Origin of the sequence: Pseudomonas sp. MN1F, from assembly GCF_009391885.1 — a bacterium.
GTDB lineage: Bacteria > Pseudomonadota > Gammaproteobacteria > Pseudomonadales > Pseudomonadaceae > Aquipseudomonas.
Genome location: NZ_VZII01000043.1, coordinates 1 through 24,481, shown reverse-complemented (window position 1 = coordinate 24,481; position 24,481 = coordinate 1). Strand labels below are relative to the sequence as shown.

The 24,481-nt window shown below is 64.1% G+C and carries 25 protein-coding genes, 1 tRNA gene and 1 pseudogene; 13 read left to right on the top strand and 14 right to left on the bottom strand.

What is annotated here, in order from left to right; all coding sequences use genetic code 11:
• Window positions 1–3: 3 nt before the first annotated feature.
• Window positions 4–79 (bottom strand) — tRNA-Glu (locus tag F6X59_RS21670).
• Between the two features lie 337 nt (window positions 80–416).
• On the opposite strand from F6X59_RS21670, the gene F6X59_RS21665 reads away from it, so the two are divergent.
• The gene (locus F6X59_RS21665) at window positions 417–1,184 is read left to right on the top strand and encodes a hypothetical protein (protein WP_372240481.1); all 768 of its coding nucleotides are present in this window, start codon (window positions 417–419) and stop codon (window positions 1,182–1,184) included.
• Window positions 1,185–1,250: 66 nt separating this feature from the next.
• Here the strand turns inward: F6X59_RS21665 and F6X59_RS21660 are convergent, their stop codons facing one another.
• Complete coding sequence (locus F6X59_RS21660) at window positions 1,251–1,733, bottom strand: GAF domain-containing protein (RefSeq protein WP_152958052.1); 483 nt, start codon at window positions 1,731–1,733, stop codon at window positions 1,251–1,253.
• A gap of 2 nt (window positions 1,734–1,735) precedes the next feature.
• Window positions 1,736–2,623 (bottom strand): ATP-binding protein, encoded by an 888-nt coding sequence (locus tag F6X59_RS21655; RefSeq protein WP_152958051.1) that lies wholly within the window; start codon window positions 2,621–2,623, stop codon window positions 1,736–1,738.
• Between the two features lie 76 nt (window positions 2,624–2,699).
• Here F6X59_RS21655 and F6X59_RS21650 point away from each other — a divergent pair, with 76 nt between their 5' ends.
• Window positions 2,700–5,054 (top strand): response regulator, encoded by a 2,355-nt coding sequence (locus F6X59_RS21650; RefSeq protein ID WP_152958050.1) that lies wholly within the window; start codon window positions 2,700–2,702, stop codon window positions 5,052–5,054.
• On the opposite strand, the gene F6X59_RS21645 is transcribed toward F6X59_RS21650, so the two are convergent.
• Together F6X59_RS21645 and msrB are read right to left on the bottom strand one after the other, a co-directional pair.
• Window positions 5,044–5,532: a glutathione peroxidase gene (locus tag F6X59_RS21645; RefSeq protein WP_152958049.1), complete on the bottom strand. Its 489-nt coding sequence runs from the start codon at window positions 5,530–5,532 to the stop codon at window positions 5,044–5,046. The genes F6X59_RS21650 and F6X59_RS21645 overlap by 11 nt on opposite strands.
• A 2-nt stretch (window positions 5,533–5,534) precedes the next feature.
• Window positions 5,535–5,936 (bottom strand): peptide-methionine (R)-S-oxide reductase MsrB, encoded by a 402-nt coding sequence (gene msrB / locus F6X59_RS21640; protein WP_152958048.1) that lies wholly within the window; start codon window positions 5,934–5,936, stop codon window positions 5,535–5,537.
• A gap of 178 nt (window positions 5,937–6,114) precedes the next feature.
• Between msrB and F6X59_RS21635 the strand changes: the two genes are divergently transcribed.
• Both F6X59_RS21635 and htpX read left to right on the top strand, forming a co-directional pair.
• Window positions 6,115–7,326, top strand: a complete 1,212-nt coding sequence (locus tag F6X59_RS21635; protein WP_152958047.1) for a pyridoxal phosphate-dependent aminotransferase — start codon at window positions 6,115–6,117, stop codon at window positions 7,324–7,326.
• 292 nt (window positions 7,327–7,618) lie between these two features.
• Entirely contained in the window at window positions 7,619–8,506 is an 888-nt protein-coding gene (gene htpX, locus F6X59_RS21630; protein WP_003259721.1) for a protease HtpX, read from the top strand.
• Between the two features lie 50 nt (window positions 8,507–8,556).
• Here the strand turns inward: htpX and F6X59_RS21625 are convergent, their stop codons facing one another.
• Window positions 8,557–9,204: a thiopurine S-methyltransferase gene (locus tag F6X59_RS21625; protein WP_152958046.1), complete on the bottom strand. Its 648-nt coding sequence runs from the start codon at window positions 9,202–9,204 to the stop codon at window positions 8,557–8,559.
• Window positions 9,205–9,305: 101 nt separating this feature from the next.
• Between F6X59_RS21625 and F6X59_RS21620 the strand changes: the two genes are divergently transcribed.
• Window positions 9,306–10,058 (top strand): class III extradiol ring-cleavage dioxygenase, encoded by a 753-nt coding sequence (locus tag F6X59_RS21620; RefSeq protein WP_152958045.1) that lies wholly within the window; start codon window positions 9,306–9,308, stop codon window positions 10,056–10,058.
• A 74-nt stretch (window positions 10,059–10,132) separates the two neighbouring features.
• Here F6X59_RS21620 and F6X59_RS21615 read toward each other — a convergent pair.
• A pseudogene (locus F6X59_RS21615) lies at window positions 10,133–11,861 on the bottom strand (DEAD/DEAH box helicase).
• Window positions 11,862–12,158: 297 nt separating this feature from the next.
• Window positions 12,159–12,914, bottom strand: coding sequence for a spermidine synthase (locus F6X59_RS21610; protein WP_152958043.1), 756 nt, complete (start codon window positions 12,912–12,914; stop codon window positions 12,159–12,161).
• Between the two features lie 117 nt (window positions 12,915–13,031).
• Between F6X59_RS21610 and F6X59_RS21605 the strand changes: the two genes are divergently transcribed.
• Window positions 13,032–14,378, top strand: a complete 1,347-nt coding sequence (locus tag F6X59_RS21605; RefSeq protein ID WP_152958042.1) for a class II 3-deoxy-7-phosphoheptulonate synthase — start codon at window positions 13,032–13,034, stop codon at window positions 14,376–14,378.
• Here F6X59_RS21605 and F6X59_RS21600 read toward each other — a convergent pair.
• A complete protein-coding gene (locus F6X59_RS21600; RefSeq protein WP_152958041.1) occupies window positions 14,359–15,579 on the bottom strand; it encodes a winged helix-turn-helix domain-containing protein in 1,221 nt (406 codons plus the stop codon). The two genes, F6X59_RS21605 and F6X59_RS21600, sit on opposite strands and share 20 nt — an antisense overlap.
• Window positions 15,580–15,652: 73 nt before the next feature.
• Complete coding sequence (locus F6X59_RS21595) at window positions 15,653–15,871, bottom strand: DUF1127 domain-containing protein (RefSeq protein ID WP_152958040.1); 219 nt, start codon at window positions 15,869–15,871, stop codon at window positions 15,653–15,655.
• 96 nt (window positions 15,872–15,967) lie between these two features.
• Here F6X59_RS21595 and F6X59_RS21590 point away from each other — a divergent pair, with 96 nt between their 5' ends.
• Entirely contained in the window at window positions 15,968–16,819 is an 852-nt protein-coding gene (locus F6X59_RS21590; protein WP_152958039.1) for a LysR substrate-binding domain-containing protein, read from the top strand.
• A 2-nt stretch (window positions 16,820–16,821) separates the two neighbouring features.
• Here the strand turns inward: F6X59_RS21590 and F6X59_RS21585 are convergent, their stop codons facing one another.
• Window positions 16,822–17,571 carry a sulfite exporter TauE/SafE family protein gene (locus F6X59_RS21585; protein ID WP_152958053.1) on the bottom strand — a complete coding sequence of 250 codons (750 nt, stop codon included), beginning with the start codon at window positions 17,569–17,571 and terminating at the stop codon, window positions 16,822–16,824.
• 113 nt (window positions 17,572–17,684) lie between these two features.
• Between F6X59_RS21585 and F6X59_RS21580 the strand changes: the two genes are divergently transcribed.
• The 3 genes from F6X59_RS21580 (at window position 17,685) to F6X59_RS21570 (ending at window position 19,737) form a co-directional block, all read left to right on the top strand.
• Window positions 17,685–18,656, top strand: a complete 972-nt coding sequence (locus F6X59_RS21580) for a LysR family transcriptional regulator (protein WP_152958038.1) — start codon at window positions 17,685–17,687, stop codon at window positions 18,654–18,656.
• A 55-nt stretch (window positions 18,657–18,711) separates the two neighbouring features.
• Window positions 18,712–19,167 (top strand): MarR family winged helix-turn-helix transcriptional regulator, encoded by a 456-nt coding sequence (locus F6X59_RS21575; RefSeq protein WP_027919493.1) that lies wholly within the window; start codon window positions 18,712–18,714, stop codon window positions 19,165–19,167.
• 141 nt (window positions 19,168–19,308) lie between these two features.
• On the top strand, window positions 19,309–19,737 hold the full coding sequence (locus F6X59_RS21570) for an organic hydroperoxide resistance protein (RefSeq protein WP_152958037.1): 429 nt from the start codon (window positions 19,309–19,311) through the stop codon (window positions 19,735–19,737).
• Between the two features lie 57 nt (window positions 19,738–19,794).
• On the opposite strand, the gene efp is transcribed toward F6X59_RS21570, so the two are convergent.
• Both efp and earP read right to left on the bottom strand, forming a co-directional pair.
• On the bottom strand, window positions 19,795–20,364 hold the full coding sequence (gene efp / locus F6X59_RS21565; RefSeq protein ID WP_012271109.1) for an elongation factor P: 570 nt from the start codon (window positions 20,362–20,364) through the stop codon (window positions 19,795–19,797).
• Window positions 20,365–20,412: 48 nt separating this feature from the next.
• On the bottom strand, window positions 20,413–21,546 hold the full coding sequence (gene earP, locus F6X59_RS21560) for an elongation factor P maturation arginine rhamnosyltransferase EarP (RefSeq protein ID WP_152958036.1): 1,134 nt from the start codon (window positions 21,544–21,546) through the stop codon (window positions 20,413–20,415).
• Between the two features lie 130 nt (window positions 21,547–21,676).
• Between earP and F6X59_RS21555 the strand changes: the two genes are divergently transcribed.
• Both F6X59_RS21555 and F6X59_RS21550 read left to right on the top strand, forming a co-directional pair.
• Window positions 21,677–22,075, top strand: a complete 399-nt coding sequence (locus tag F6X59_RS21555; protein ID WP_152958035.1) for a hypothetical protein — start codon at window positions 21,677–21,679, stop codon at window positions 22,073–22,075.
• 2 nt (window positions 22,076–22,077) lie between these two features.
• Complete coding sequence (locus tag F6X59_RS21550) at window positions 22,078–22,548, top strand: transcription elongation factor GreAB (protein WP_152958034.1); 471 nt, start codon at window positions 22,078–22,080, stop codon at window positions 22,546–22,548.
• Here the strand turns inward: F6X59_RS21550 and F6X59_RS21545 are convergent.
• On the bottom strand, window positions 22,527–23,480 hold the full coding sequence (locus F6X59_RS21545; RefSeq protein ID WP_152958033.1) for a LysR family transcriptional regulator: 954 nt from the start codon (window positions 23,478–23,480) through the stop codon (window positions 22,527–22,529). The genes F6X59_RS21550 and F6X59_RS21545 overlap by 22 nt on opposite strands.
• Before the next feature lie 118 nt (window positions 23,481–23,598).
• On the opposite strand from F6X59_RS21545, the gene F6X59_RS21540 reads away from it, so the two are divergent.
• Window positions 23,599–24,348 (top strand): 3-oxoacyl-ACP reductase family protein, encoded by a 750-nt coding sequence (locus F6X59_RS21540; RefSeq protein WP_152958032.1) that lies wholly within the window; start codon window positions 23,599–23,601, stop codon window positions 24,346–24,348.
• The last annotated feature ends 133 nt before the right edge of the window (window positions 24,349–24,481 follow it).

Sequence of the window (24,481 nt, the reverse complement as noted above, 5' to 3'; positions counted from 1 at the left end):
ATTTGGCGTCCCCTAGGGGACTCGAACCCCTGTTACCGCCGTGAAAGGGCGGTGTCCTAGGCCACTAGACGAAGGGGACACGCTGCTGGCATTGCTGCCTGCTTTCACTCCCTGCCGCGTTCCGCTGTGTGCTTTACGCTGCAAGTGGCGCGCATTCTATGGATGCTTCGAACAGGCGTCAACCCCTTTGTAGAAATTTATTTAAATCAATGACTTCGGTCCTTATAGGAGGTCCCGCCAGGCGACGCCGAAGGATTGGCGTTGATTTCCTGACGCAGCCGTCGCAAAGTGCCATCACTTGAGGAATGCGGCGCTCGGCCGACAAAGTGCAGCAAGGTGGCCACGTCGGTCCCTTCGCGGTAGCGGCCGCTACCACTACACTCTATTAAGCAAAACTTCTTGATGAGGCGTTAACGGTGACACCACTTCTGATCACTCTACTCATCGTGGCCGGTATCGCGTTGCTGATCGTGATCGGCTACCTCAACAACGTGGTCGAAAACAGCAAGCTCGAACGCGCGCGGCTGAAAGTCGAACTGGCCGACCGGGTACGTCGCTGTGGCGAAATCACCGAGACCTTCCCGGGCCAGTTCATGACCCCGGCCCTCAAGCTGCTGCTGGCGCGCCTGGAGCTGAACCTCAACCAGCGGCAACTGGCGCTGGACAAGCACAACGCCCAACTCAAGGCGCGCATCGCCGAACTCCAGGGGCTGATCGCCCAGGGCGAGCGTATTCCGGTCAACAACCCGCCCTGCCCGATCCAGACCGAGGCCAAGGCCAAGGATGTGCGCTTCCTGCTCGAAGCGCTGCACACCCAGATCGTCAAGGGCACCCAGGAAAACGTGTTGCCGAACAACGAAGGCAAGCATTGGGTCAAGGAGATCCGCCACATCCTGGTGCTGCTGCATATCGAGTTCTTCAACAACCTTGGCCAGCAGGCACTGCAGCAGGAACAGCCGGGGCAAGCGCGGTTGGCCTTCGAGCGCGGCGTGCAATACCTGCGCAAGCAGCCGGAGCCGAAGGTGTATGAAGAGCAGCTGACGTATCTTGAGAAGCTGCTGGCGCGGGCCAATGCCCAGGTGCTGGACAAGATGGAACCGGCGGAGAACGAGCAGAACGAACTGACCGAAGGGCTCAAGACCGATGACGAAGAGACCTGGAAAAAGCGGGTGATCTACGATTGAATTTTTGACCTGTGCCGGCCCTATCGCGGCTACAGCCGCGATGGGGCCAGTACAGGCAACACAACATCAGCAGTCAGTCAGCGCCAGGAAAATCGCCGCCAACCTTTCCAGCCCCACCTGGTCCGCCTCACTGAAACGCGCCAGCTTCGGGCTGTCCAGGTCCAGCACGCCAATCAACCGCCCGTCCTTCACCAGCGGAATCACCAACTCGCTGTTGGACGCGCTGTCGCAAGCGATATGCCCCGGGAACGCATGCACATCTTCCACGCGCTGGGTCTGCCGGGTGGCCGCCGCCGCGCCGCACACGCCCTTGCCGAACGGAATGCGCACACAGGCCACCTGGCCCTGGAAGGGGCCGAGCACCAGTTCTTCGTTGCGGTTGAGGTAGAACCCCGCCCAGTTCAGGTCGTCCACCTGGTTGTAGAGAAACGCCGAAAACTGCGCGGCATTGGCGATGAAGTCGCGCTCGTCGGCAAACAGCGCCTGTACTTGCGCCGCCAGCAGGTTGTAGCCGTCGAGGCCAGCGCCACTGGCATTGAGGTCGATCATGTTTACTTTTGCTCCAGCAATTGCAGCCCGACCCAGTAGCGGGCGAACTGATAGGCACAACGGCCATTACGGTTGCCGCGCCCGGTTGCCCAGCGCACGGCGAGAATTTCCAGCGCTTCGTCGCGCTGCCAGGCCAGGCCTGCAGGGCGGGCCAGCTGGCCGATCCAGTGCTCGACCACGTCGAGGAAGTGTTCCTGGCTGAATGGGTAGAACGACAGCCACAGGCCGAAACGGTCGGACAGGGCGATCTTGTCCTCTACCGCTTCGTTGGGGTGCAGTTCGCCGTCGACCATCTTCCAGTTTTCGTTGTCGCTCTGTTTTTCCGGCACCAGGTGGCGGCGGTTGGACGTCGCGTACAGCAGCACGTTGTCCGGGGCCTGCTCCAGCGAGCCGTCGAGCACGCTCTTGAGCACCCGGTAGTCGCCCTCCCCGGCTTCGAACGAGAGGTCGTCGCAGAACAGAATGAAACGTTGCGGCAGCTTCTGCAGCTGCTCGACGACGCGCGGCAGCTCGGCCAGGTGGTCGCGCTCGATCTCGATCAGGCGCAGCCCGGCGCCTGCGTGCTCGGCCAGCAGGGCGCGTACCAGCGACGATTTGCCGGTGCCCCGCGAGCCCCACAGCAGGGCGTGGTTGGCTGGCATGCCACTGATGAACTGGTGGGTGTTGCGGCCCAGCTGGTCACGTTGCTTGTCGACGCCGATCAGGTCGGTCAGGCGGATGTCCAGGCTGACTTCCAGTGGCATCAGGTAGCCCGTGCGGCCATCGCGCTGCCAGCGCGCAGCCAGCGTGGTATTCCAGTCGATCTGCGGGCGCGGCACCGGCAACAGGGGTTCGAGACGCGCCAGCACCGATTCGGCGCGCTCCAGGAAAGCATTCAAGCGAGCGTCCATGACGACTCCTAGCAAGACAGGTAAGATTTACCGCTGAATGTGTGACAGGCACGCCAGCAGCCGGGGCTATTCGGCTATGCTTGCGCAGCGCAAGGGACGTGGAACCGGCTCGGGACTCATGGATATCAAGTTCACCAATCGCCTGTCATACAAGCAAGCCCGGTTGACAGTCCTGGTCGGCTTCATCCTGGGAACATTGCTCAGTCTCATCCAGATCGGCATCGATTATGCCAGCGAAGACGCATCCATCAACCGCGAAGTGCAGGCGCTGCTGCAAATCAGCCACAATCCGGCCTCGCGCATCGCCTACAACATCGATGCGGAGCTGGCCCTGGAGCTCACCCGCGGCCTGCTGGAATCGCCGGCGGTCGTCCGTGCACGGCTGATCGACAACAACGAAACGGTGCTGGCCGACGTCGAACGGCCACGGCTCGAGGACCGCTACCGGCCGCTGAGCGACTTCCTGTTCGGCGAGAAACGCCAGTTCAAGGAACGCCTGTACCTGACCCACATGCCCGAGGAATACCTCGGCACGCTGTTCCTGGACGTCGACACCTACGCCTTCGGCAGCCGCTTCCTCGACCGTGCCGGGGTCACCTTGCTCAATGGTTTCGCCCGCAGCCTGGTGCTCACCGGCATCCTCCTGGCGCTGTTCTACATGATGCTGACCAAGCCGCTGGTCACCGTGATCGCCGCCCTCACCGGCCGCGACCCACGCCAGCCCGGGCAAACCCGGGTGGACTGCCCGCCCGGCCACGAACTCGACGAGATCGGCGTGCTGGTCCGGGTCGCCAACCAGCAGTTCGTCAGCATGGCTACCGAGATCCAGCAACGGCGCACCGCAGAAAACCGCCTGACGCAATACCTCAACGAGCTGGAAGACATCGTCTCGGCCCGCACCGAGGAGCTCAAGGGCAGCAACAACCGCCTCAGCCAGTCCAACCAGGAGCTGGAAGAGGCCCGCCAGCGTGCCCTCGACATGGCCCAGGCGCGCGCCGCCTTCCTGGCCAACATGAGCCACGAGATCCGCACCCCGCTCAACGGCATGCTCGGCATGATTGCCCTGGCCCTGGACAGCCCGCTGGCCGGCGAACAACGCCAGCAGCTGTCGATCGCCCACGACTCGGGCAAGGTGCTGGTCGAGTTGCTCAACGATATTCTCGACCTGTCCAAGTTCGATGCCGGGCAGCTGGAACTGGAGCGCATTCCCTTCGACATGGGCGCCATGGTCGAGGACACCGCCAACCTGCTGTCGCAGAATGCCGCACAGAACGTCGAACTGACCTGCCTGATCGCCGACGACTTCCCAAGCTCGGTGCTCGGCGACCCCACGCGGGTGCGCCAGGTGGTCAGCAACCTGCTGTCCAACGCCCTCAAGTTCACCCGCTTCGGCCGCGTCGATGTGCGCCTGGTGCGCATCGTCGGCGGTGTGCGCCTGGAAGTGCGCGACACCGGCATCGGCATTCCCGAAGCGGCCCAGGCACGGATCTTCCAGCCGTTCACCCAGGCCGGCGCCGGCATCACCCGCCAATACGGCGGCACCGGGCTGGGCCTGGCCCTGACCCGCAACCTGTGCAAGGCCATGCAGGGGCATCTGCACATCCAGTCCGAGCCTGGCTTTGGCAGCCGCTTCAGCGCCGAGCTGCCATTGCCCGCGCATACCGAGGCCATTGCTCCCGCCGCCTTGCAGGGCAAGGTTGTCGCCCTCAGCGACGCCGGCAGTGGCCTCAGCGAACTGCTGCAGGGCCTGCTGCCGGGCTGGGGGCTGGACTACCAACGGCATGACAGCAGCGCATTCCTGGACAGCAGCATCGACCTGCTGATCACCGACGACCTGGAGCAGCTGTTCCAGCTGCGCCCGGCACTGAAGGCGCCGATTCTGCTGGTGACCGCCTACGGCAACTTCCTGCCCGGCGAGCAATCGGCGCAACTGGCGCCCCTGCACCAGCTGGCCCGGCCGCTGGCGCGCAACGCGCTGTATCAGACCTTGCGCCGCACCTTGCAGGGGCATGCCCCGGAGCACCCGCTGGCCACCCCGCTGCTCACGGCCACCGAGGGCCGCGCGCGCATCCTGCTGGTGGAGGACAACCCGGTGAACCAGCTGGTGGCCAAGGGCATGCTGGCCAAGCTCGGCTGCCAGGTGCAGGTTGCCACCCAAGGCGTCGAGGCCCTGGAATGGCTGGAGCGCGAAGACTTCGACATGGTGCTGATGGACTGCAACATGCCGGTGATGGACGGCTACGAGGCCAGCCGGCGCATTCGCCAGAGCGGGCGCTGGCCGGAGCTGCCGATCGTCGCCCTGACCGCCAACGCCATGCCCGAAGAGCGCGAGCGCTGCCGCGCGGCTGGCATGAGCGACTACCTGGCCAAGCCGTTCCGCCGCGAGGAACTACTGGCGTTGATCGACCACTGGGTGCCGCTCAGCGGCTGAGCAGGCGCTCGATGTCGGCTTCCAGCGCCTGCGGCTTGGTGCTCGGCGCATAGCGGGTGACCTTGCCGCTGGCCGGGTCGACCAGGAACTTGGTGAAGTTCCACTTGATCTTCTGCGTGCCCAGCAGGCCAGGAGCGCGCTGCTTGAGCTCGACGAACAGCGGGTGGGCGCCAGGGCCATTGACTTCGATCTTGCGAAACAACGGGAAACTCACGCCGAAGTTGGCCTCGCAGAACTGCGTGATTTCCCGCGCATCCCCCGGCTCCTGCTTGCCGAACTGGTTGCAAGGGAAGCCCAGCACCACCAGGCCACGCGCGCGGTAGTCCCGCCACAGCTGCTCCAGGCCCTTGTACTGCGGGGTGAAGCCGCACTGGCTGGCGGTGTTGACCACCAGCAGCGCCTTGCCGGCGAAGTCGCCGAGCTTTTTCTGCTCGCCGCCCAGGGTCACACAGGGGATGTCCAGCATCGATCCGGGCATTTTCAGGCTCCGTCGCGGGGTTTGAAGTCCAGGCACACCGAGTTGATGCAATAGCGCAGGCCGGTCGGTGGCGGGCCGTCGGGGAATACATGGCCCAGGTGGGCGTCGCACTGGGCGCAGGTGACCTCGGTGCGGATCATGCCGTGGGAGGTGTCACGGATCTCGATCATCGCGCTCTGCTCGATCGGCGCATAGAAGCTCGGCCAGCCGCAGCCAGAGTCGAACTTGGTCTGCGCGTCGAACAGCGCCAGGTCACAGCAGATGCAGTGGTACACGCCCGCACGGCGCTCGCTGTTGTACTTGCCGCTGAATGGCCGTTCGGTGCCCTTGAGGCGGCACACCTGATACTGGGCGGGGTCGAGCATTTCGCGCCATTCTTCAAGTGTCTTGTCGATCTTTTGCATAAGTGAACCTCGGCAGGCTGAATTTCACCTCGCGCCGTCTTTTCCGTAACGCGGGTGGCACGTATATTAGTTGGCTTCGTGTGCAAGGCCTCCAGTCTGGCACCCGCTTCCTGCCCTTTCAAACCTTTCGAACGTTTCGAAGAGGGCCGCAGTGCGTATTCTCAATCGGGACCACATCATGCAGTTCAGCAAATCGAACAAGCTCGCCAATGTCTGCTACGACATTCGCGGCCCGGTGCTCAAGCACGCCAAACGCCTGGAAGAGGAAGGCCACCGCATCCTCAAGCTGAACATCGGCAACCCGGCGCCGTTTGGCTTCGAAGCGCCGGACGAAATCCTCCAGGATGTGATCCGCAACCTGCCGACGGCCCAGGGCTACAGCGACTCCAAAGGCCTGTTCAGTGCACGCAAGGCAGTGATGCAGTACTGCCAGCAGAAGGCAATCGAAGGCGTCACCATCGAGGACATCTACCTCGGCAATGGCGTGTCCGAGCTGATCGTGATGTCGATGCAGGCGCTGCTCAACAACGGCGACGAAGTGCTGATCCCGGCCCCTGACTACCCGCTGTGGACGGCCGCCGTGAGCCTGGCCGGTGGCAAGCCGGTGCACTACCTGTGCGACGAGCAGGCCGACTGGTTCCCGGACCTGGAAGACATCAAGGCCAAGATCACCCCGAACACCAAGGCGCTGGTGATCATCAACCCGAACAACCCGACCGGTGCGGTGTACTCCAAGGAGCTGCTGCTGGGCATGCTGGAACTGGCGCGCCAGCACAACCTGGTGGTGTTCTCCGACGAGATCTACGACAAGATCCTCTACGACGAAGCCGTGCACATCAGCACCGCCTCGCTGGCCCCGGACCTGCTGTGCCTGACCTTCAACGGCCTGTCCAAGTCGTACCGGGTGGCCGGCTTCCGTTCCGGCTGGCTGATCATCTCCGGGCCCAAGCACCACGCCCAGAGCTACATCGAAGGCATCGACATGCTGGCCAACATGCGCCTGTGCGCCAACGTGCCGGCCCAGCACGCCATCCAGACCGCCCTGGGCGGGTACCAGAGCATCAATGACCTGGTGCTGCCGCCGGGCCGCCTGCTGGAGCAGCGCAACCGTACCTACGAGCTGCTCAACGACATCCCGGGCGTCAGCTGCGTGAAGCCGATGGGCGCGCTGTATGCGTTCCCGCGGATCGACCCGAAGGTCTGCCCGATCCTCAACGACGAGAAGTTCGCCCTCGACCTGCTGCTGTCGGAAAAACTGCTGATCGTTCAAGGGACGGCGTTCAACTGGCCTTGGCCGGACCACTTCCGCGTGGTGACCTTGCCGCGGGTGGATGACCTGGAAGCCGCGATTGGCCGGATTGGTAACTTCCTGCGGACTTATTCGCAGTAAGTGCCGGCCTCTTCGCGGCTAAAGCCGCTCCCACAGCTACAGCGCAGCCCTTGAGCTGTACGCAAACCCTGTGGGAGCGGGTTTACCCGCGAATGGGCTGCAAAGCAGCCCGCTGCAATCTCACAGAATGTTTCTTACATCCTGCAACGCTCTATCTCACAGCCCGCGCAAAATCCTCTGCCATACTCCGCCGTACACAGTTTGAAATAGTCGCCCGATTGAAACCGTGCGGCCGGCACCTTATATACCCCGCAGTAAGCAACAACTCATCCGTCAGGAGAACGTAACAACCATGATGCGCATTCTGTTGTTTGTAGCCACCAACCTCGCGGTGGTGCTGGTTGCAAGCATTACCCTGAGCCTGTTCGGCTTCAACGGGTTCATGGCCGCCAACGGGGTTGACCTCAACCTCAGCAGCCTGCTGGTCTTCTGCGCCGTGTTCGGCTTCGCTGGCTCCCTGGTCTCGCTGTTCATCTCCAAGTGGATGGCGAAGATGACCACTGGCACCCAGATCATCAGCCAGCCGCGCACCCGCCACGAGCAGTGGCTGCTGCAAACGGTTGAAGAGCTGTCGCGCGAGGCCGGCATCAAGATGCCCGAAGTGGGTATCTTCCCAGCCTACGAGGCCAACGCCTTCGCCACCGGCTGGAACCGCAACGACGCGCTGGTAGCCGTGTCCCAGGGCCTGCTGGAACGCTTCTCGCCCGATGAAGTGCGCGCCGTGCTGGCCCACGAAATCGGCCACGTGGCCAACGGTGACATGGTCACCCTGGCGCTGGTGCAGGGCGTGGTGAACACCTTCGTGATGTTCTTCGCCCGCATCATCGGCAACTTCGTCGACAAGGTGATCTTCAAGAACGAAGAAGGCCAGGGCATTGCCTACTACGTGGCGACCATCGTTGCCGAGCTGATCCTGGGCATCCTGGCCAGCATGATCGTGATGTGGTTCTCGCGCCGCCGCGAATACCGTGCCGACGAAGCCGGTGCGCAACTGGCCGGCACCGCCGCGATGATCGGCGCCCTGCAGCGCCTGCGCGTGGAGCAAGGCCTGCCGGTGCACATGCCCGACACCATGAAGGCGTTTGGCATCAATGGCGGCCTCAAGCACGGCCTGGCTGGCCTGCTGATGAGCCACCCGCCGCTGGAAGACCGCATCGAGGCCCTGCGCCGCCGCGGTTGATCCCGCCAGTAAAGAAAAGGGCGACTTCGGTCGCCCTTTTCCATTTTCGCTCAGAACGTTACGCGGTACACCCGCTCGACCAGGCTCGTGACCCCGGCCTGCAGGAACTTCGGGCTCTCGCTGATCACTTCCCGCGCGTCAAGCGCCTCCACCTGCCAACCGGCAAACCCCCGCCTCACCTCATCGTCAGCCACCGAAAACGGCGGCCCGGCCAGCAGCTCCTGCTGGTAGTCCAGGGTTACCAACAGCCCGGCACCTGCCGGCAATACCTGCGAAAGCAAACGCATGTAATTTGCACGCATTTCAGGCGGCAGGGCAATCAGTGCGGCGCGGTCATAGAGCGCCACGCAATCCGCCACATCCTCGGCACGCAAGGCAAAGAAGTCGCCACACCATAGCGCCACATCGCCACTGCACCAGACTTCGAAAGCACCCTGCTGGGTCACCTGCGGCACCAGCCCGTGTTCATGGAAGAATGCCTGCACCGCCTGCCGTGACAGCTCGACCCCCAACACCCGGTGCCCCTGCCCCGCCAGCCAGGCCAGGTCCAGGCTCTTGCCGCACAGCGGCACCAGCACACGGCTGCCCGGCGCCAGCTGCAGCTGTGGCCAATACTGTTGCAGATAAGGGTTCACCTGCGCTTGATGAAAACCGATCTGGTTGTCGGCCCACCGCTGCTGCCAGAACGCTGGTTCCATGATCACTCCCGATTTTTAGATGGTTTTTCGGCAAAACTTGGTTTGGATTTCGATCGGTAGTTGATCGAAGATGATTGCATCTTAACCCTCAGGACCCCGCCATGCTGCCCAGCCTGTTCATTTCCCACGGTTCTCCCATGCTCGCCTTGCAACCCGGCGCCAGCGGGCCGGCATTGGCCGGGCTGGCCAACGCCCTGCCACGGCCAAAGGCGATCGTGGTGGTGTCGGCACACTGGGAAAGCCGTGAACTGCTGGTGACCAGCAACGCGCAACCCGAAACCTGGCATGACTTCTACGGTTTTCCGCCGGCACTGTACGCGGTGCAGTATCCGGCGCCTGGCGAACCAGCCCTGGCCAGCCGGGTCGCTGAACTGTTGCAAGCCCGCCTGGACCCGCAACGACCCTTCGATCACGGCGCCTGGGTGCCGCTGTCGCTGATGTACCCGGATGCGAGCATTCCGCTCATTCAGGTATCGCTGCCCAGCCAGATGGGGCCTGGGCTGCAGATCAAGGTCGGCCAGGCGCTGGCTGGGCTGCGAAAGGAAGGCATCCTGCTGATTGGCTCCGGCAGCATTACCCATAACCTCGGTGAGCTGGATTGGCATGCCGGGCCGGATGTGATCGAGCCTTGGGCGCTGGCGTTCCGGGACTGGGTGGTGGAACGGCTGCAGGCAGATGACCAGGCGGCGCTGCTGGATTACCGGAAACAGGCGCCGTTTGCGCTGCGCAACCATCCCAGTGATGAGCATTTGCTGCCGCTGTTCTTTGCGCTGGGGGCTGGGGACAGGTTCGGCATCGTGCACCAGGGCTTTACGCTGGGGGCGCTGGGCATGGACATCTACCGGTTCGACTGACGGCCCCACGCAGAGGCCGACCCAGGCAAAAAAAATCCCCGACCTAGGCCGGGGATTTTTTCATTGCAGCAGGATCAATCTTCGCGATAACGGCGCAGCTTCAGCTGCTTGCCGGCTACACGAGTGTCCTTGAGCTTGGACAGCAGCTTCTCGAGGCCATCTTCCGGCAGCTCGATCAGGCTGAAGCTGTCGCGTACCTGGATGCGGCCGATGGCGTCACGGGCCAGGCCACCTTCGTTGAGGATCGCGCCCAGCAGGTTCTTGGCAGCGATGCCGTCACGGGCACCCAGGGCGGTACGGCAACGCACGCGGCCTTCGGCCAGCGGCATTGGCGCACGACGCTCGCGGTCACCGCCACGGTCACCACCACGCTCGCCACGGTCGCTGCGCTCACCACGCTCGGTACGCTCACCACGCGGGGCGAAGCTTGGTACCAGCGGCTGCTCGCGCTCGACAGTCGCCAGGTCCAGCGCCTGGCCGTTGGTGGCCTTGCGCAGCAGGGCCGAAGCCAGGGCACGCGCGCTGCAGCCGAGGTCGGCAGTCAGGCGGTCGAACAGCTCGCCATGGGTGGCTTCTGCTTCGGCAACCAGCGGCGCCAGGCTGTTGGTCAGCTTCTTGATGCGGGCATCCAGTACCGCCTGGGCGTTCGGCAGACGGGCTTCGGCAACCTTCTGCCCGGTCACGCGCTCGATCACCTGCAGCATGCGGCGCTCACGCGGGGTAACCAGCAGCAGCGCACGGCCATCGCGACCGGCACGGCCGGTACGGCCGATACGGTGCACGTAGGATTCCGGGTCGTACGGCATGTCGACGTTGAACACGTGAGTGATGCGCGGCACGTCCAGACCACGGGCAGCGACGTCGGTGGCGACGACGATGTCCAGGCGGCCATCCTTCAGCGAGTCGATCACACGCTCACGCTGGTTCTGGGCGATGTCGCCGTTCAGCGCGGCAGCCTTGTAGCCCTTGGCTTCCAGCGCGGCGGCCAGGTCCAGGGTGGCTTGCTTGGTACGCACGAAGGCGATCAGTGCGTCGAACTCTTCGACTTCCAGCAGACGCAGCACAGCCGGGATCTTCTGGTCGGCGTGGACCATCAGGTGGGCCTGGTCGATCGCGGTAACGGTCTGGGTCTTGGTCTGGATCTTGACGTGCTTGGGCTCACGCAGGTGACGTTCGGCGATCGAGCGGATCGACGAAGGCAGGGTTGCGGAGAACAGTACGGTCTGGCGGCTGGCCGGGATGGCATCGAAGATCACTTCGAGGTCGTCCATGAAGCCCAGCTTGAGCATCTCGTCGGCTTCGTCCAGTACCAGGTACTGCACGGTCGACAGGACTTTTTCGTCACGACGCAGGTGGTCGCACAGGCGGCCCGGAGTAGCGACGACGATTTGCGCGCCGTTGCGAATGGCACGCAGCTGTGGGCCCATCGGGGCACCACCGTACACAGCCACCACGTTAACGCCCGGCATCTGCTTGGCGTAGGTTTCGAAAGCGGTGGCTACTTGCAGCGCCAACTCACGGGTTGGCGCCAGGATCAGGGCTTGCGGTTCGCGCTTGCTCACATCGATCTTGTTCAGGATCGGCAGGGCGAAGGCAGCGGTCTTGCCGGTGCCAGTCTGCGCCTGGCCGATCATGTCGTGACCGGCGAGGATGATCGGGATCGATTGTTGCTGAATGGCCGACGGCTCTTCGTAGCCGGTGGCCACAACGGCAGCAACAATGTTCGGATTAAGATCGAGAGCGGCGAAGCCGCCGGTTTCCTGGGTCATGGGTCTGCCTCTAAGTGCATCCGCAAAGACCCATGCTGCAAAGCTGCACGTGCCTTGAAAGACCGGAACGGTCACCCAGGCAGCTTTGTCGGCGGGGATTTGCGAAAACGATTGAAAAAGAAAACTTTGGGAAGGTCCGCCTAGCGGACGTGCAGCCGAAGCTGGACTCGGAGGATTTGCACCACCTGATTTTGAGGTCCGCTAAAAGACCGGCGCGTACTATACCCGAATTAATGCCGGGTAGTGAGTAAAATTTTCTGGCCCAACGGCCAGTATCAGGCCATCTGGCGGCGCCGGCTGAAACGGTTGTCTGCGCAAGCCCGCACGGCCTTCAGGTCGCGGGGCGAATCTCGCGGATCAAGCCTTCCAGGCTGTACCCCAATCGCGGTGCCAAGGCCTCAGCCCGCGCCCGCAGGCCGTCAAAGTCCAGTTGCTGCTCCAGGTCCGCCGGCACCAGCAGGATCACATTGCCCTCCTTCACCGGCAGCTCCCAGTAATGCCGGTGGTACAACCCGCGCAACAGCGCCGCCCCCAGCGGCTTGCCGTCGTCGTTGGCCCACTGGTTGATCACCAGCCAGCCGCCAGGGTTGAGCTGCTTCTGGCAGTTTTCGAGGAAACTCCACGCCAGGTGCCCGACCCCCGGCCCATGGTCGGTATACAGGTCGACGAACAGCAAGTCGGCCTGCTCTGCCGTGGGCAGCAACTCCAGGGCGTCGCCAATGCGCACGTACAGCCGCGGGTCATCGTCCAGCCCCATGTACTCCATGGCCAGGCGCGGCACGTCTGCACGCAACTCGATGGCCTCGATGTCTTCCAGCGGCAGGAACTTCATGCAGGCCTGGGTCAGGGTGCCGGCGCCCAGGCCGAGAAACAGCGCACTCTCCGGCTGTTCATGGCACAGCGCACCCACCAGCATGGCGCGGGTGTAGTCGTACTCCAGCCAGCTGGGGTCGGCGGTGAACACGCAGCTCTGCTCAATGGCATCGCCGAACTCAAGGAAGCGGTAATCCTCCACCTCGTACACGCTGATGACGCCAAAGGCATCCTCGACCCGGGCCAACAGATTCTCTTCCCGCTCCGTCGCCATCTACCTGCCACCCACCCGCGCAAAAACGCGCATTGTCCGCCAACGCCCCGGATGCAACAAGCTCGGCGCCGCTGTTACCATGGCAGGCAGCCTATAACAGATAAAACCGAGCCTGTGATGAACCGACCGTGGAGCCCCGACAGCTGGCGTGCCCTGCCGATCCAGCAGCAACCGACCTACCCCGACGCCGCGCACCTGCTCAAGGTCGAGCAGACCCTGGCCAGCTACCCGCCCCTGGTGTTTGCCGGCGAGGCGCGCGAGCTGCGCCGGCAGTTTGCCGAGGTCACCGAGGGCCGCGCCTTCCTGCTGCAAGGCGGCGACTGCGCCGAAAGCTTCGCCGAGTTCTCGGCGGCGAAGATCCGCGACACCTTCAAGGTGCTGCTGCAGATGGCCATCGTCATGACCTTCGCCGCCGGCTGCCCGGTGGTGAAGGTCGGGCGCATGGCCGGGCAGTTCGCCAAGCCGCGCTCATCAAACGACGAAACCATCGGCAACGTCACCCTGCCGGCCTACCGTGGCGACATCGTCAACGGCATCGGCTTTGACGAAAAGAGCCGCGTCCCGGACCCGGAGCGCCTGCTGCAGGCATACCATCAGGCCACCGCCAGCCTCAACCTGCTGCGCGCCTTCGCCCAGGGCGGTTTCGCCGACCTGCACCAGGTGCACAAATGGAACCTCGATTTCATCGCCAACTCGGCGCTGGCCGACAAGTACCACCAGCTGGCCAACCGCATCGACGAAACCCTCGCCTTCATGCGCGCCTGTGGCCTGGACAGCGCGCCACAACTGCGCGAAACCAGCTTCTTCACGGCCCACGAAGCGCTGCTGCTCAACTATGAAGAAGCTTTCGTGCGCCAGGACAGCCTGACCGGCGACTACTACGACTGCTCGGCGCACATGCTGTGGATCGGCGACCGCACCCGCCAGCTCGACGGTGCCCATGTCGAGTTCCTGCGTGGCGTGCACAACCCGATCGGGGTCAAGGTCGGCCCGAGCATGAACCCTGAAGAGCTGATCCGCCTGATCGACACGCTCAACCCGGCCAACGACCCTGGCCGCCTCAACCTGATCGTGCGCATGGGCGCCGGCAAGGTCGGCGCGCACCTGCCTGGGCTGATCCGCACCGTCGAGCGCGAGGGGCGCAAGGTGCTGTGGAGTTCCGACCCGATGCACGGCAACACCATCAAGGCCAGCAGCGGTTACAAGACCCGGGATTTTGCGCAGATCCTCGACGAGGTGAAGCAGTTCTTCCAGGTGCACCAGGCCGAGGGCAGCCATGCTGGCGGCATCCATATCGAGATGACCGGGCAGAACGTCACCGAGTGCATCGGCGGCGCCCGGCCGATCACCGAGGACGCCCTGTCCGACCGCTACCACACCCACTGCGACCCACGGATGAACGCCGATCAGTCGCTGGAACTGGCCTTCCTGATCGCCGAAACCCTCAAGCAGGTGCGGCGCTGAGCAGGGCCTGACGCAACTGGCTGCCCTCGGCCCGAGGGCAGTTCAGTTGCACCCTGTCCAGGCCCAGCCACCGGGCCAGGCGCAGCAGATTGGCCGCCAGGGCCTGATAGCCCTCCTCGTCCAACGGTAGCGACTCCACATGCACAGCGTGCACCGCCAATTGCCCCTGGGCGCGCTCGGCGCGCAAGTCCAGGCGTGCGGCGATGCGTTCGCGGTGCAGGAACGGCAGCACGTAGTAGCCGTATACCCGCTTGTGCGCCGGGGTGTAGATCTCCAGGCGGTAGTGGAAATCGAATAGCCGCTCGGTGCGGTTGCGCTCCCAGACCAGTGAATCGAACGGCGACAGCAGCGCGCTGGCTTCGACGCGCCGCGGGATGCGCGGTGTGCCGGCGCAGTAAGCGAGCTGTTTCCAGCCCTGCACCTCGACCGGCTGCAGGCGGCCATCGGCGAGCAGTTCCTGCAGCGCTGCCCGGCCCTGGCCGGGCTCGAGGCGGAAGTAGTCGCGCAGGTCGCGCTCGGTGGCCACGCCCAGGGCCGTGGCGGCGTGCAGCATCAGGCCTTGGTGGGCTTCGGCCTCGCCTGGCAATGCCTGGTCGAGGATGGCCCTGGGCAGGACCTTTTCCGGTACATCGTAGAGCCGCTCGAAACCGCGGCGCCCCGCCACCGTCACTTCACCTGCGGCGAACAGCCATTCCAGCGCGTGCTTTTCTTCGCTCCAGTCCCACCACGGGCCGGCCCGCTCCTGCCGGGTGGACAGGCTGCCCGCGCCCAGCGCGCCCTGTTCGCGTACGGCAGCCAGCACGCGGGCGATCACGTCCTGGCGCTCGCGGCCAAACTGCGCGAGCTGGCGGTAGATGCCACGGCCATCGGCGGCATGGGCCATGCGCCAGCGCAGCAAGGGGTAGAGGTTCAGGGGTAATAGCGAGGCTTCGTGGCCCCAGTATTCGAACAGCTGGCGCTGGCGGCCACGGCCCCAGGCGAGCTGGTCGAGCATTGCTGGCGGGTAGTTGCCCAGGCGCGAGAACAACGGCAGGTAATGGGAGCGGACCACGGCATTGACCGAGTCGATCTGCACCACGCCCAGGCGTTGCAGCATGCGCTTGAGTGCAGGCAGGGTCGGCGGGGAGTCAGGCAGCTTGCCGAATCCTTGAGCAGACAGGGCCAGGCGCCGGGCCTGGTTGATGGACAGCTTGAGGGGCAAGCCTGATCTCCTTGTTGTGCCTGAAAGGGCCTCTTCGCGGGTTTACCCGCGAAAGGGCCCTTACAGGTTTAGCCTATTTGCGCATCGGGTCATCCCAGAAATGCCGCTCGGCCTCTTGCTGGATGTCCGCCCGGCTCAAGCCCAGGTCATGCAAGGTCGCATCACTCAGGCTGGCCAGCTCCTGGCGCTGGCGGTACAGCTGCAGCCACCGGGCCGGACGGTCCAGGGCCACATGCCACAGGTGGTTCAGGGAAAAGGCAGGTTGCTGGATGCTGCTGACATGACCTTTCATCGTGAAGCCCTCCGTGTTGATGGCTCCAGTCTCTGCCCAGGCTTAAGATCAATCCAACGAATGTTTCTGATGCCATGCATCTCGGAGATTGATGCAATGTCCCAATACCAGAGCCTTGATGCCGACGTGCTGCGCACCTTCGTCGCCATCGCCGAGCAAGGCGGCTTCACCCGCGCTGGCGAAGTGGTCAACCGCACTCAGTCGGCGGTGAGCATGCAGATGAAACGCCTGGAAGAAGATATCCTCCAGCGCCAGCTGTTCGAGCGCGACGGCCGCCAGGTCCGGCTTACCGCCGAGGGCCAGGTGCTGCTCGGCTACGCCCGGCGCATCCTCAAGTTGCATGGCGAGGTGTTCAACACCCTGCGCATGCCGCACATGGTCGGCATGGTGCGCATCGGTACGCCAGACGACTACGCCATGCGCTTTCTGCCGACCATCCTTTCGAGCTTCGCCCAGGCCTACCCACTGGTACAGGTGGAGGTGCATTGCGACTCGTCCAAGCAACTGATGCTGCGCCAGGACCTGGACCTGACCATCGTCACCCGCGAGCCGGGCAACGAGGTTGGCCAGCTGCTGCGCCAGGAACGCCTGGTCTGGGCCGCCGCCGAAGGTTTCTGCCCGCAGGAACAGCGGCCAATGCCACTGGCCCTGTTCAACACCGACTGCTTCTGCCGCGCCTGGACCTGCAACGCCCTGGAGGCCCAGGGCATCGACTACCGCATCGCCTACACCAGCCCCAGCCTGGCGGCGATCTTTGCCATCGTCACCGCCGGGCTGGCGGTGACGGCACAATTGCAGAGCCTGGTGGGTGGCAACATCCGCATTCTCGGCGAGAGCGAAGGCTTGCCGCAGTTGCCGGTGGCCAACGTGATGCTGCTGCGCAACAGCCAGAGCCAGTCGCCGATCACCGACTGCATGGCCGATTACATCGTCGAAGGGTTCATGTGACCTTACAACTCAAAGCCCAGCATCACCGCACACACCACCAGGAACACACAGAACATCGCCCGCAGTACTTTTTCAGGCAGCGCATGGGCCAGTTTCACCCCCCAGCTGATGCTCAGCAGCCCGCCGACCGCCAGGGGAATACCCACGCTCCAGTCAACGCTGTGGTGCACCCCATAGGTCACCAGGGTCACCAAGGTACTTGGCGCCGCCAGCGCCAGCGACAGCCCCTGCGCCACCACCTGGGTAGTGCCGAATACACTGGTCAGGATCGGCGTGGCCACCACCGCCCCACCCACGCCGAACAGGCCGCCCATGGTTCCGGCAAAGCTCCCCAGCACCCCCAGCCACGGCCAGGCATAACGCAGCTCGGCGCTGGGCGGCGAGACCTTGAGGAACATCCGCGCCACGTTCCAGATTGCCAGTGCCACCAGGAAGCCGACAAAGCCCAGGCGCATCGAGTGGGCATCGATACCCACCGCCCAGATCGACCCGAGCCAGGCGAACAGGAAGCTGCACAGCGATAGCGGCACGGCATGGCGCAGCTCGATGCGGTTGCGCTGGTGATAGCGCCATAGCGCCAGCAGCACGTTCGGCACCACCATCACCAGCGCAGTGCCCTGGGCCAACTGCTGGTCAAGGCCGAACAGCACGCCCAGTGCCGGGATGGCGATCAGGCCGCCGCCGATACCGAACAATCCCCCCATGGTGCCCAGGCCGGCGCCCAGCACGATATACAACAACCACTCGATCATCAGGGCCTCATCCGCCTGTGTTTGCAATGCGAGCATGCTAACGACTGCGCTCTGGCGGGGAAACGCATAGCAACGCACAATGGCTGTGCGTTTCTCGCACAAGCGGAATGACCATGAGCCCCGATACCCTGACCGACCAGCTGAGCCTGTTTCTTGATGTACTGGAGAGCGGCAGCTTCTCTGCTGCCGCACGCCGCCACCCGCTGACCCCGTCCGCCGTGGCCCGGCGCATCGACAACCTGGAGAGCGCCGTCGGCAGCCGCCTGTTCACCCGCAGCACCCATGCCGTACGCGCCACCCCGGCGGGCAACGCTTTCGCCGAGCGCGCCCGGCGCATCATCGAAGAGCTGCGCCTGGCCCGCGCCGAGGCAGTATCGTTGAGCAGTGCCCCGGAAGGCCTGATCCGCATCGACGCCCCGGCCGCCTTCGGCCGCCGTCACCTGGCACCAGCGATCGCCGACTTCCTGGTGGCCTACCCGGGCCTGGACGTGCAGCTGCGCCTGATCGACAGCTTCGTCGACCTGCACGGCAGCCACTTGGGGGAGGTCGACCTGGTGCTGCGCGCCGGCCCCCTGGCCGACACCCGCCTGGTCGCCACCCGCCTGGTCGCCACCAAGCTGGCGCACATGGTGCGCATCGCCTGCGCCAGCCCTGCTTACCTGGCCAGCCGCGGCATGCCCAGCTGCCCCAGCGAGCTGCCCGGCCACGACGGCCTCGATTGGGACGGCCTGGCCCCCCCCTTCGCCTGGCGCTTCGCGGTCGACGGGCAGATGCGCCTGTACCGCCCGGCGCGCATGCGCATGGCCGCCAACAACGCCGAGACCCTGTTGTTCGGCGCCCTCGCCGGCCTCGGCATCGCCCACTTGCCGACCTGGCTGATCAGTGACTATCTGCTGCGCGGCGAACTGCTGCCGTTGTTCTGTGACAACGGCCTGCCCGAAGCCGAAACCAGTGGCATTTATGCGCTGCGCCTTGAACATGAAACGAACTCTCGCAGCCGTTTGCTGCTCGAATTTCTCAAGAGCCGCTTCAGCCCGGTTCCACCCTGGGACCTGGCACTGCGCAGCGAACTGCGCTGGCAGTAAGCGCCCCAACCTTCAGCGTGCTAGATTTCTCCATTGATGACATTCAAGGACCTGCATGAACGCCAACACTCAAGCTTCCTGTGACGAGCTGCTGCTGGACAACCAGGTCTGCTTTGCCCTGCACTCCACCTCGTTGCTGATGACCAAGGTCTACAAGCCCCTGCTGCAAGCATTGGGGCTGACCTACCCGCAGTACCTGGCCATGCTCGTGCTGTGGGAGCAGGACGGCCTGACCGTAGGTGAAATCAGCCAGCATTTGCTGACCGACCCCGGCTCGCTCACGCCCCTGCTCAAGCGCCTGGAAAGCGAAGGCCTGCTGCAGCGCAACCGCAGCCGTGAGGATGAGCGGGTGGTGCTGGTGCAACTGACTGACAAGGGCCGGGCCCTGCAGCAGCAGGCCCGGGAAGTGCCGCAGTGCATCCTCAAGGCTAGCGGCCGCAGCCTCGAACGCCTGCAACAACTGCAGGCCGACCTGCTGGAGCTGCGCGACAGCCTGCAAAAAAACCTCTGACGGCTACGCTGTGTGATGCCCGTTCGGACGAGCGGTGAAAATTTATCTTGCGCACTAACTAATTGCGCGCTAATTTAAATCCCGTACCCACATGACGCCACCTGATCACCAGGGGCGCACAGCACACTAGCGAGGCTCAAGATGCAAAAGGTCACTCCGCTGTACATCGCAGAAGCCACCTCCACCGGCGGTCGCGACGGCAAATCCCGCTCCAGCGACGGCAAGCTGGAAGTCAAGCTGAGCACCCCCAAGGAACTCGGCGGCGCCGGTGGTGATGGCACCAACCCGGAGCAGATGTTCGCCGCTGGCTACTCGGCCTGCTTCATCGGCGCACTGAAGTTCGTCGCCGGCCAGGAGAAGAAAGCCCTGCCAGCGGATGCCTCGATCACCGCCAAGGTCGGTATCGGCCAGATCCCGGGTGGCTTCGGCCTGGACATCGACCTGAACATCAACCTGCCGGGCCTGGCCCAGGCCGATGCCGAGGCGCTGGTGGAAAAGGCCCACAAGGTCTGCCCGTACTCCAACGCCACCCGCGGCAATGTGGATGTGCGCCTGCACGTGACCGTGTAAGTCACAGGCACAAAAAAACCCGGCCGAGGCCGGGTTTTTTGCGTTTCACAAGAAGGATTACTTCTTGGAGCGGCCTTTGAAGCTGTTGTCGCGAGTGTCGATGTCGATCCACTCGTCGATCTGGATGAAGTCGGCAACCTGGATCTCGGTACCGTTCTTCAGTTTGGCAGGCTTCATGACCTTGCCCGAGGTGTCGCCGCGAGCAGCGTTCTCGGTGTAGACAACCTGACGGCTGATGGTGGTCGGCAGTTCAACCGATACCAGACGGCCTTCGAAGAACACGGCTTCGCAGATGTCTTCCATGCCTTCTTCGATGTACGGCAGAACGGCGTCAATGTCTTCGGCGTTCAGTTCGTACATGGTGTAGTCGGTGGTGTCCATGAAGGTGTACGAGTCACCGCTGATGAACGACAGGGTCGCTTCTTTGCGATCCAGGATCACGTCGTCCAGCTTGTCGTCTGCACCGTAGACGGTTTCAGTCTTGTAGCCGGTCAGCAGGTTTTTCAGCTTGGTCTTCATGATCGCGCTGTTGCGACCCGACTTGGTGAACTCGGCTTTCTGAACCAGCCACGGGTCGTTGTCGATCCGCAGTACGGTACCGGGTTTCAGTTCTTTACCAGTTTTCATTACGAAGTATCCGAATCTGGATGGATTTATAAAAATCGAGGCCGCATATCATAGCCAATTTCGGTAAAACTGTACCAGCGCCTTGGCAAGGTCCGGCCGAGCGGCCTGGCGAGTGGCCCAATCACGGGCGTGCTGCTGCAGTTCCGCCCAGTGTTTGCGGGCCCCTTGCCAGGCCGCGTGCATGTCGTGGTTCATGTTCCAGGCACGCCAAAAGGCCATCAGCGCCTCGCTGGCGGCGTCCGACAAGCCCTGTCGATAATGCGCGAGGAAGGCTTCGAGCTTTTCCCAGTGGGCATTTTCGTCCTGCACATAGATGTGCCACAGCATCGGCCGGCCGGCCCACTGGGCGCGCACGAACGAATCCTCCCCGCGCACCGCGTTGAAATCGCAGCTCCACAGCAGGCGGTCATAATCGTCCTGGCTGACGAACGGCAGGATCTGCACGGTCAACGTGCCACGTCGGTGCACATCGCCAGCCTGCAACTGCTGCTCACCCAGCCAGGCGCCCAGGTCGCCGAGAATGCGCCCTTGCGGGACCAGCAGGTGAACCGGCTGGGCATCCTCGGCCAGCGCATCGAGCCAGCGGCCCAGTTGCCCGTTTTCGTAGGCGAACAGCGACATCAGCAGGGCCCCGGGCTGCGCCTGCACGCCCAGGCCCTGGAGGAATGCCGCACGCGCCTCGGCCGACTGCTCGAAGGCTTGCCGGCGCGGCAGCAGGCTGGCCTCACGCAACAGCCCACCGGTCTTGTCGGTGAAGCCCGGGAAGAAGAACACCTTGCGCAGGCCATTGGGCTGGGGCGAGGGCAAGCCATGGCAGCCTTCGACCCAGTCCTCGGCACTGAGGTATTCGAGGTTCAGCCACAGCACCGGCGCCGTGCGTGCGCGCATCGCTGCGACGTAAGCTGCCGGCAACTGGCAGGCAAAGGCACCGATCACCACGTCGGCCGGCTCTGCGGGCTGCCAGTCGGCAGGCCAGGCACGCACCTCGACACCCTGCTGCCATTGCTGCGCGGCACCGGCATCGGCGCCCGGGCACAGCGGCACGAAGGCATTCAGGTCGTCCACCCACAGGCGCACCGCCAGGTCGTGCTCGGCCACCAGCTGCCGGGCCAGGCGCCAGGTCACGCCGATATCGCCATAGTTGTCGACGACGCTGCAGAAAATGTCCCAGGTGGTTTTCATGTGCCCTCCCTCGCCCTGCGCAAAAACCGCGAATTCTGCGGATAAATTGTCGCCGACAAAAGCACCGCACGGAAAAAACTCCAGCGCCATGCGACAATGGCCCCTTCGCCCGCCCTGCCAGGAGGCCGCCATGCCCCGCCACCGTGAACTGAAGATCACCCTCAAACCGCTGCAACTGATTTTCTGCGTGGCCCTTGGCCTGTGGCTCGGCGCCGTGGCGATCGCCCTGAGCCTGTGGCTGGCCCTGCAGCTGTGGCCCGAACAGGTGGAACCCGTGGCCCAGGCGATGGCACCGGCCTACAGCAAGCCAGCGCCGGCGACTACACCCGCTCAGCCGGTGGACGCGCAAAGCGAGATGTTCGAGCGCTACAAGGACATCCTGCACAAGCAGGAAATGCAGCAGGCCGCCGAGGCTGCCCAAGGCAACCCGCGCAACCTGAACAGCCCCAAGTGCCAGTTCTGGCTTTCGCAGAACCGCACCGCACCTACCGACAAGAGCCAGGCCAACGTACTGGAGTTCTGTTACTGACCATGGACAAGGCCACCCTGCTCACGCGCATCGTCGCGGCCCTGGAAACCGACATGGAGGTATTGCGCCGCGCGGCCCAGTCCGCCTACGAAGCGGCCACGGCCGAAGAGAACATCGCCGAGAACAAGTACGACACCTTGGGGCTGGAGGCGTCGTACCTGGCCACCGGGCAAGCGCGGCGCACGGCTGAGATTCGCCAGGCGCTGCTGACGTACCAGCAATTGCTGTTGCGCGAGTACGACCCGGCGCGGGGGGTGCAGGTGAGCAACCTGGTGACCCTGGAGGATGAGGATGGAGGCCAGCGCTTGCTCTTTCTCGGGCCTGAGGCGGCGGGGTTGAAGATTGGCGAGGGGGATGAGCGGGTGACCGTGATTACCCCGCGATCGCCTCTGGGGCAGCAACTGGTGGGCAAGAAGGCCGAGGATGAGCTGAAGCTTGGGTCTCAACTTTTCTACATCATTGATGTTGCCTGACCTGCCAAGGCATCAAACCGCCCCGCCAACCCCCGCTCGGCAAACTGCTCCACCACAAAGTCGATGAACGCCCGGGTCTTGCCCGGCAACAGTTTGTGCTCGGCGTAATACAAGCAGATATGCCCATCATCCACATACCAGTCCGGCAGCACCCGCTGCAGCTGCCCGGCCTGCAGATAAGGCACGGCGAACGGCAAGCTGACCAGGGCAATCCCCAGCCCTTGCTGCGCCACCGCGCAGGCCGCATCCGAATCGCTCATGGTCATTGCCTGGCGCAACTGCAACGGCTGTTGTTCCTGCCCGCGACTGGTCAAGGGCCAGGAACGTACCCGCCCAGTCTGTGGGGAGCGGATCAGAATCCCGTCGTGGCGCTGCAGCACCTCGGGGCTGTCGATAGCGGCATGCCGGTTCAAGTACGCAGGCGCCGCCACCAACACCCGATGCGCCGGGGTCAGCTTGCGCGCCACAACCCCCAGCGGCAACTCGAAACCACCGCCAATGGCCGCATCGAAGCCCTGGCCGATCAGGTCGACCTGGCGGTTGTCGAAATGCCAGTCCGGGGTGATCGCCGGGTAACGTCGCAGAAACTCGCCGAGTAGCGGTAGCACATACAGCCGCCCGAATACCGTGCCCATGCTCACCCGCAGCAGCCCGGCCGGCTGGCCCTCGGCGCTGGCCAGGTTGGCCACGGCGTACTGGATGGTACGAACGCTGTCGCTTACCTCGCCCAGAAATCGCTGCCCGGCTTCGGTCAGGGTCAGCTTTCGCGTACTACGCTGGAACAGCCGTACCCCGAGGCGCGCCTCCAACTGGGCAACGTGCTTGCCCACTGCCGCCGGGGTAATGCTCAGGCGCCGGGCCGCCTCGGCGAAACTGCCCACCTCGGCGCTTCGGATGAAGCACTCGAGGGCGTTGAATGATTCCATGGCCATCGATTACCAACCATAGGTTTACTCTGCTGATAGTGATTGCCATCTTATCAGCAGGTAATCATCGGTCGATACTGCGTCCATCCAAGGCATCCGGCCTTGCTTCCAGCAGGAGATCAACATGTCCAAGCAACTTTCCCTCGAAGGCAAAGTGGCCTTCGTCCAAGGCGGCTCGCGCGGTATCGGCGCGGCCATCGTGCGGCGCCTGGCCCGTGAAGGTGCGCAGGTGGCCTTCACCTACGTCAGCTCTGCCGGCCCGGCCGAAGCGCTGGCCGACGAGGTCAAGGCCGCTGGCGGCCAGGCCCTGGCCCTGCGTGCCGACAGCGCCGACGCCGCCGCGCTGCAACTGGCGATAGACGACGCCGTGAAGGCCTTCGGCCGCCTCGATATCCTGGTCAACAATGCTGGCGTGCTGGCGGTTGCGCCGCTGGCCGAGTTCGACCTGGCGGACTTCGACCGCACCCTCGCGGTCAACGTGCGCAGCGTGTTCGTCGCCAGCCAGGCCGCTGCCCGCTACATGGGCCAGGGTGGGCGCATCATCAACATCGGCAGCACCAATGCCGAGCGCATGCCGTTCGCCGGTGGCGCGCCGTATGCCATGAGCAAGTCAGCGCTGGTCGGCCTGACCAAGGGCATGGCCCGTGACCTGGGGCCGCAGGGGATTACCGTGAACAACGTGCAACCGGGGCCGGTGGACACCGACATGAACCCGGCCAGCGGTGAGTTTGCCGAAAGCCTGATTCCGCTGATGGCGATCGGGCGGTACGGGCAGGCGGATGAGATTGCCAGTTTCGTGGCGTATCTTGCGGGGCCGGAGGCGGGTTATATCACCGGGGCCAGTTTGTTGGCCGATGGCGGGTTTGCGGCTTGAGGCGGGGTGTGGGGCGGCAATGTGCAGGGCTTGAGCTGTATGCTGGTGCACAGATCGAGCGCCGCCCGCGCGGCGCATCGCGAGCAAGCTCGCTCCTACATTTGTTGCAACGTGGCCATGCCTGTTAGGCCAT

Bases quoted from the DNA above. Each gene is read 5' to 3' on its own strand.
- F6X59_RS21660 (WP_152958052.1), bottom strand. From the start codon at position 1,733: ATGATCGACCTCAATGCCAGTGGCGCTGGCCTCGACGGCTACAACCTG.
- F6X59_RS21655 (WP_152958051.1), bottom strand. From the start codon at position 2,623: ATGGACGCTCGCTTGAATGCTTTCCTGGAGCGCGCCGAATCGGTGCTG.
- F6X59_RS21650 (WP_152958050.1), top strand. From the start codon at position 2,700: ATGCTTGCGCAGCGCAAGGGACGTGGAACCGGCTCGGGACTCATGGAT.
- F6X59_RS21645 (WP_152958049.1), bottom strand. From the start codon at position 5,532: ATGCCCGGATCGATGCTGGACATCCCCTGTGTGACCCTGGGCGGCGAG.
- msrB (WP_152958048.1), bottom strand. From the start codon at position 5,936: ATGCAAAAGATCGACAAGACACTTGAAGAATGGCGCGAAATGCTCGAC.
- F6X59_RS21635 (WP_152958047.1), top strand. From the start codon at position 6,115: ATGCAGTTCAGCAAATCGAACAAGCTCGCCAATGTCTGCTACGACATT.
- htpX (WP_003259721.1), top strand. From the start codon at position 7,619: ATGATGCGCATTCTGTTGTTTGTAGCCACCAACCTCGCGGTGGTGCTG.
- F6X59_RS21625 (WP_152958046.1), bottom strand. From the start codon at position 9,204: ATGGAACCAGCGTTCTGGCAGCAGCGGTGGGCCGACAACCAGATCGGT.
- F6X59_RS21620 (WP_152958045.1), top strand. From the start codon at position 9,306: ATGCTGCCCAGCCTGTTCATTTCCCACGGTTCTCCCATGCTCGCCTTG.
- F6X59_RS21610 (WP_152958043.1), bottom strand. From the start codon at position 12,914: ATGGCGACGGAGCGGGAAGAGAATCTGTTGGCCCGGGTCGAGGATGCC.
- F6X59_RS21605 (WP_152958042.1), top strand. From the start codon at position 13,032: ATGAACCGACCGTGGAGCCCCGACAGCTGGCGTGCCCTGCCGATCCAG.
- F6X59_RS21595 (WP_152958040.1), bottom strand. From the start codon at position 15,871: ATGAAAGGTCATGTCAGCAGCATCCAGCAACCTGCCTTTTCCCTGAAC.
- F6X59_RS21590 (WP_152958039.1), top strand. From the start codon at position 15,968: ATGTCCCAATACCAGAGCCTTGATGCCGACGTGCTGCGCACCTTCGTC.
- F6X59_RS21585 (WP_152958053.1), bottom strand. From the start codon at position 17,571: ATGATCGAGTGGTTGTTGTATATCGTGCTGGGCGCCGGCCTGGGCACC.
- F6X59_RS21580 (WP_152958038.1), top strand. From the start codon at position 17,685: ATGAGCCCCGATACCCTGACCGACCAGCTGAGCCTGTTTCTTGATGTA.
- F6X59_RS21575 (WP_027919493.1), top strand. From the start codon at position 18,712: ATGAACGCCAACACTCAAGCTTCCTGTGACGAGCTGCTGCTGGACAAC.
- F6X59_RS21570 (WP_152958037.1), top strand. From the start codon at position 19,309: ATGCAAAAGGTCACTCCGCTGTACATCGCAGAAGCCACCTCCACCGGC.
- efp (WP_012271109.1), bottom strand. From the start codon at position 20,364: ATGAAAACTGGTAAAGAACTGAAACCCGGTACCGTACTGCGGATCGAC.
- earP (WP_152958036.1), bottom strand. From the start codon at position 21,546: ATGAAAACCACCTGGGACATTTTCTGCAGCGTCGTCGACAACTATGGC.
- F6X59_RS21555 (WP_152958035.1), top strand. From the start codon at position 21,677: ATGCCCCGCCACCGTGAACTGAAGATCACCCTCAAACCGCTGCAACTG.
- F6X59_RS21550 (WP_152958034.1), top strand. From the start codon at position 22,078: ATGGACAAGGCCACCCTGCTCACGCGCATCGTCGCGGCCCTGGAAACC.
- F6X59_RS21545 (WP_152958033.1), bottom strand. From the start codon at position 23,480: ATGGCCATGGAATCATTCAACGCCCTCGAGTGCTTCATCCGAAGCGCC.
- F6X59_RS21540 (WP_152958032.1), top strand. From the start codon at position 23,599: ATGTCCAAGCAACTTTCCCTCGAAGGCAAAGTGGCCTTCGTCCAAGGC.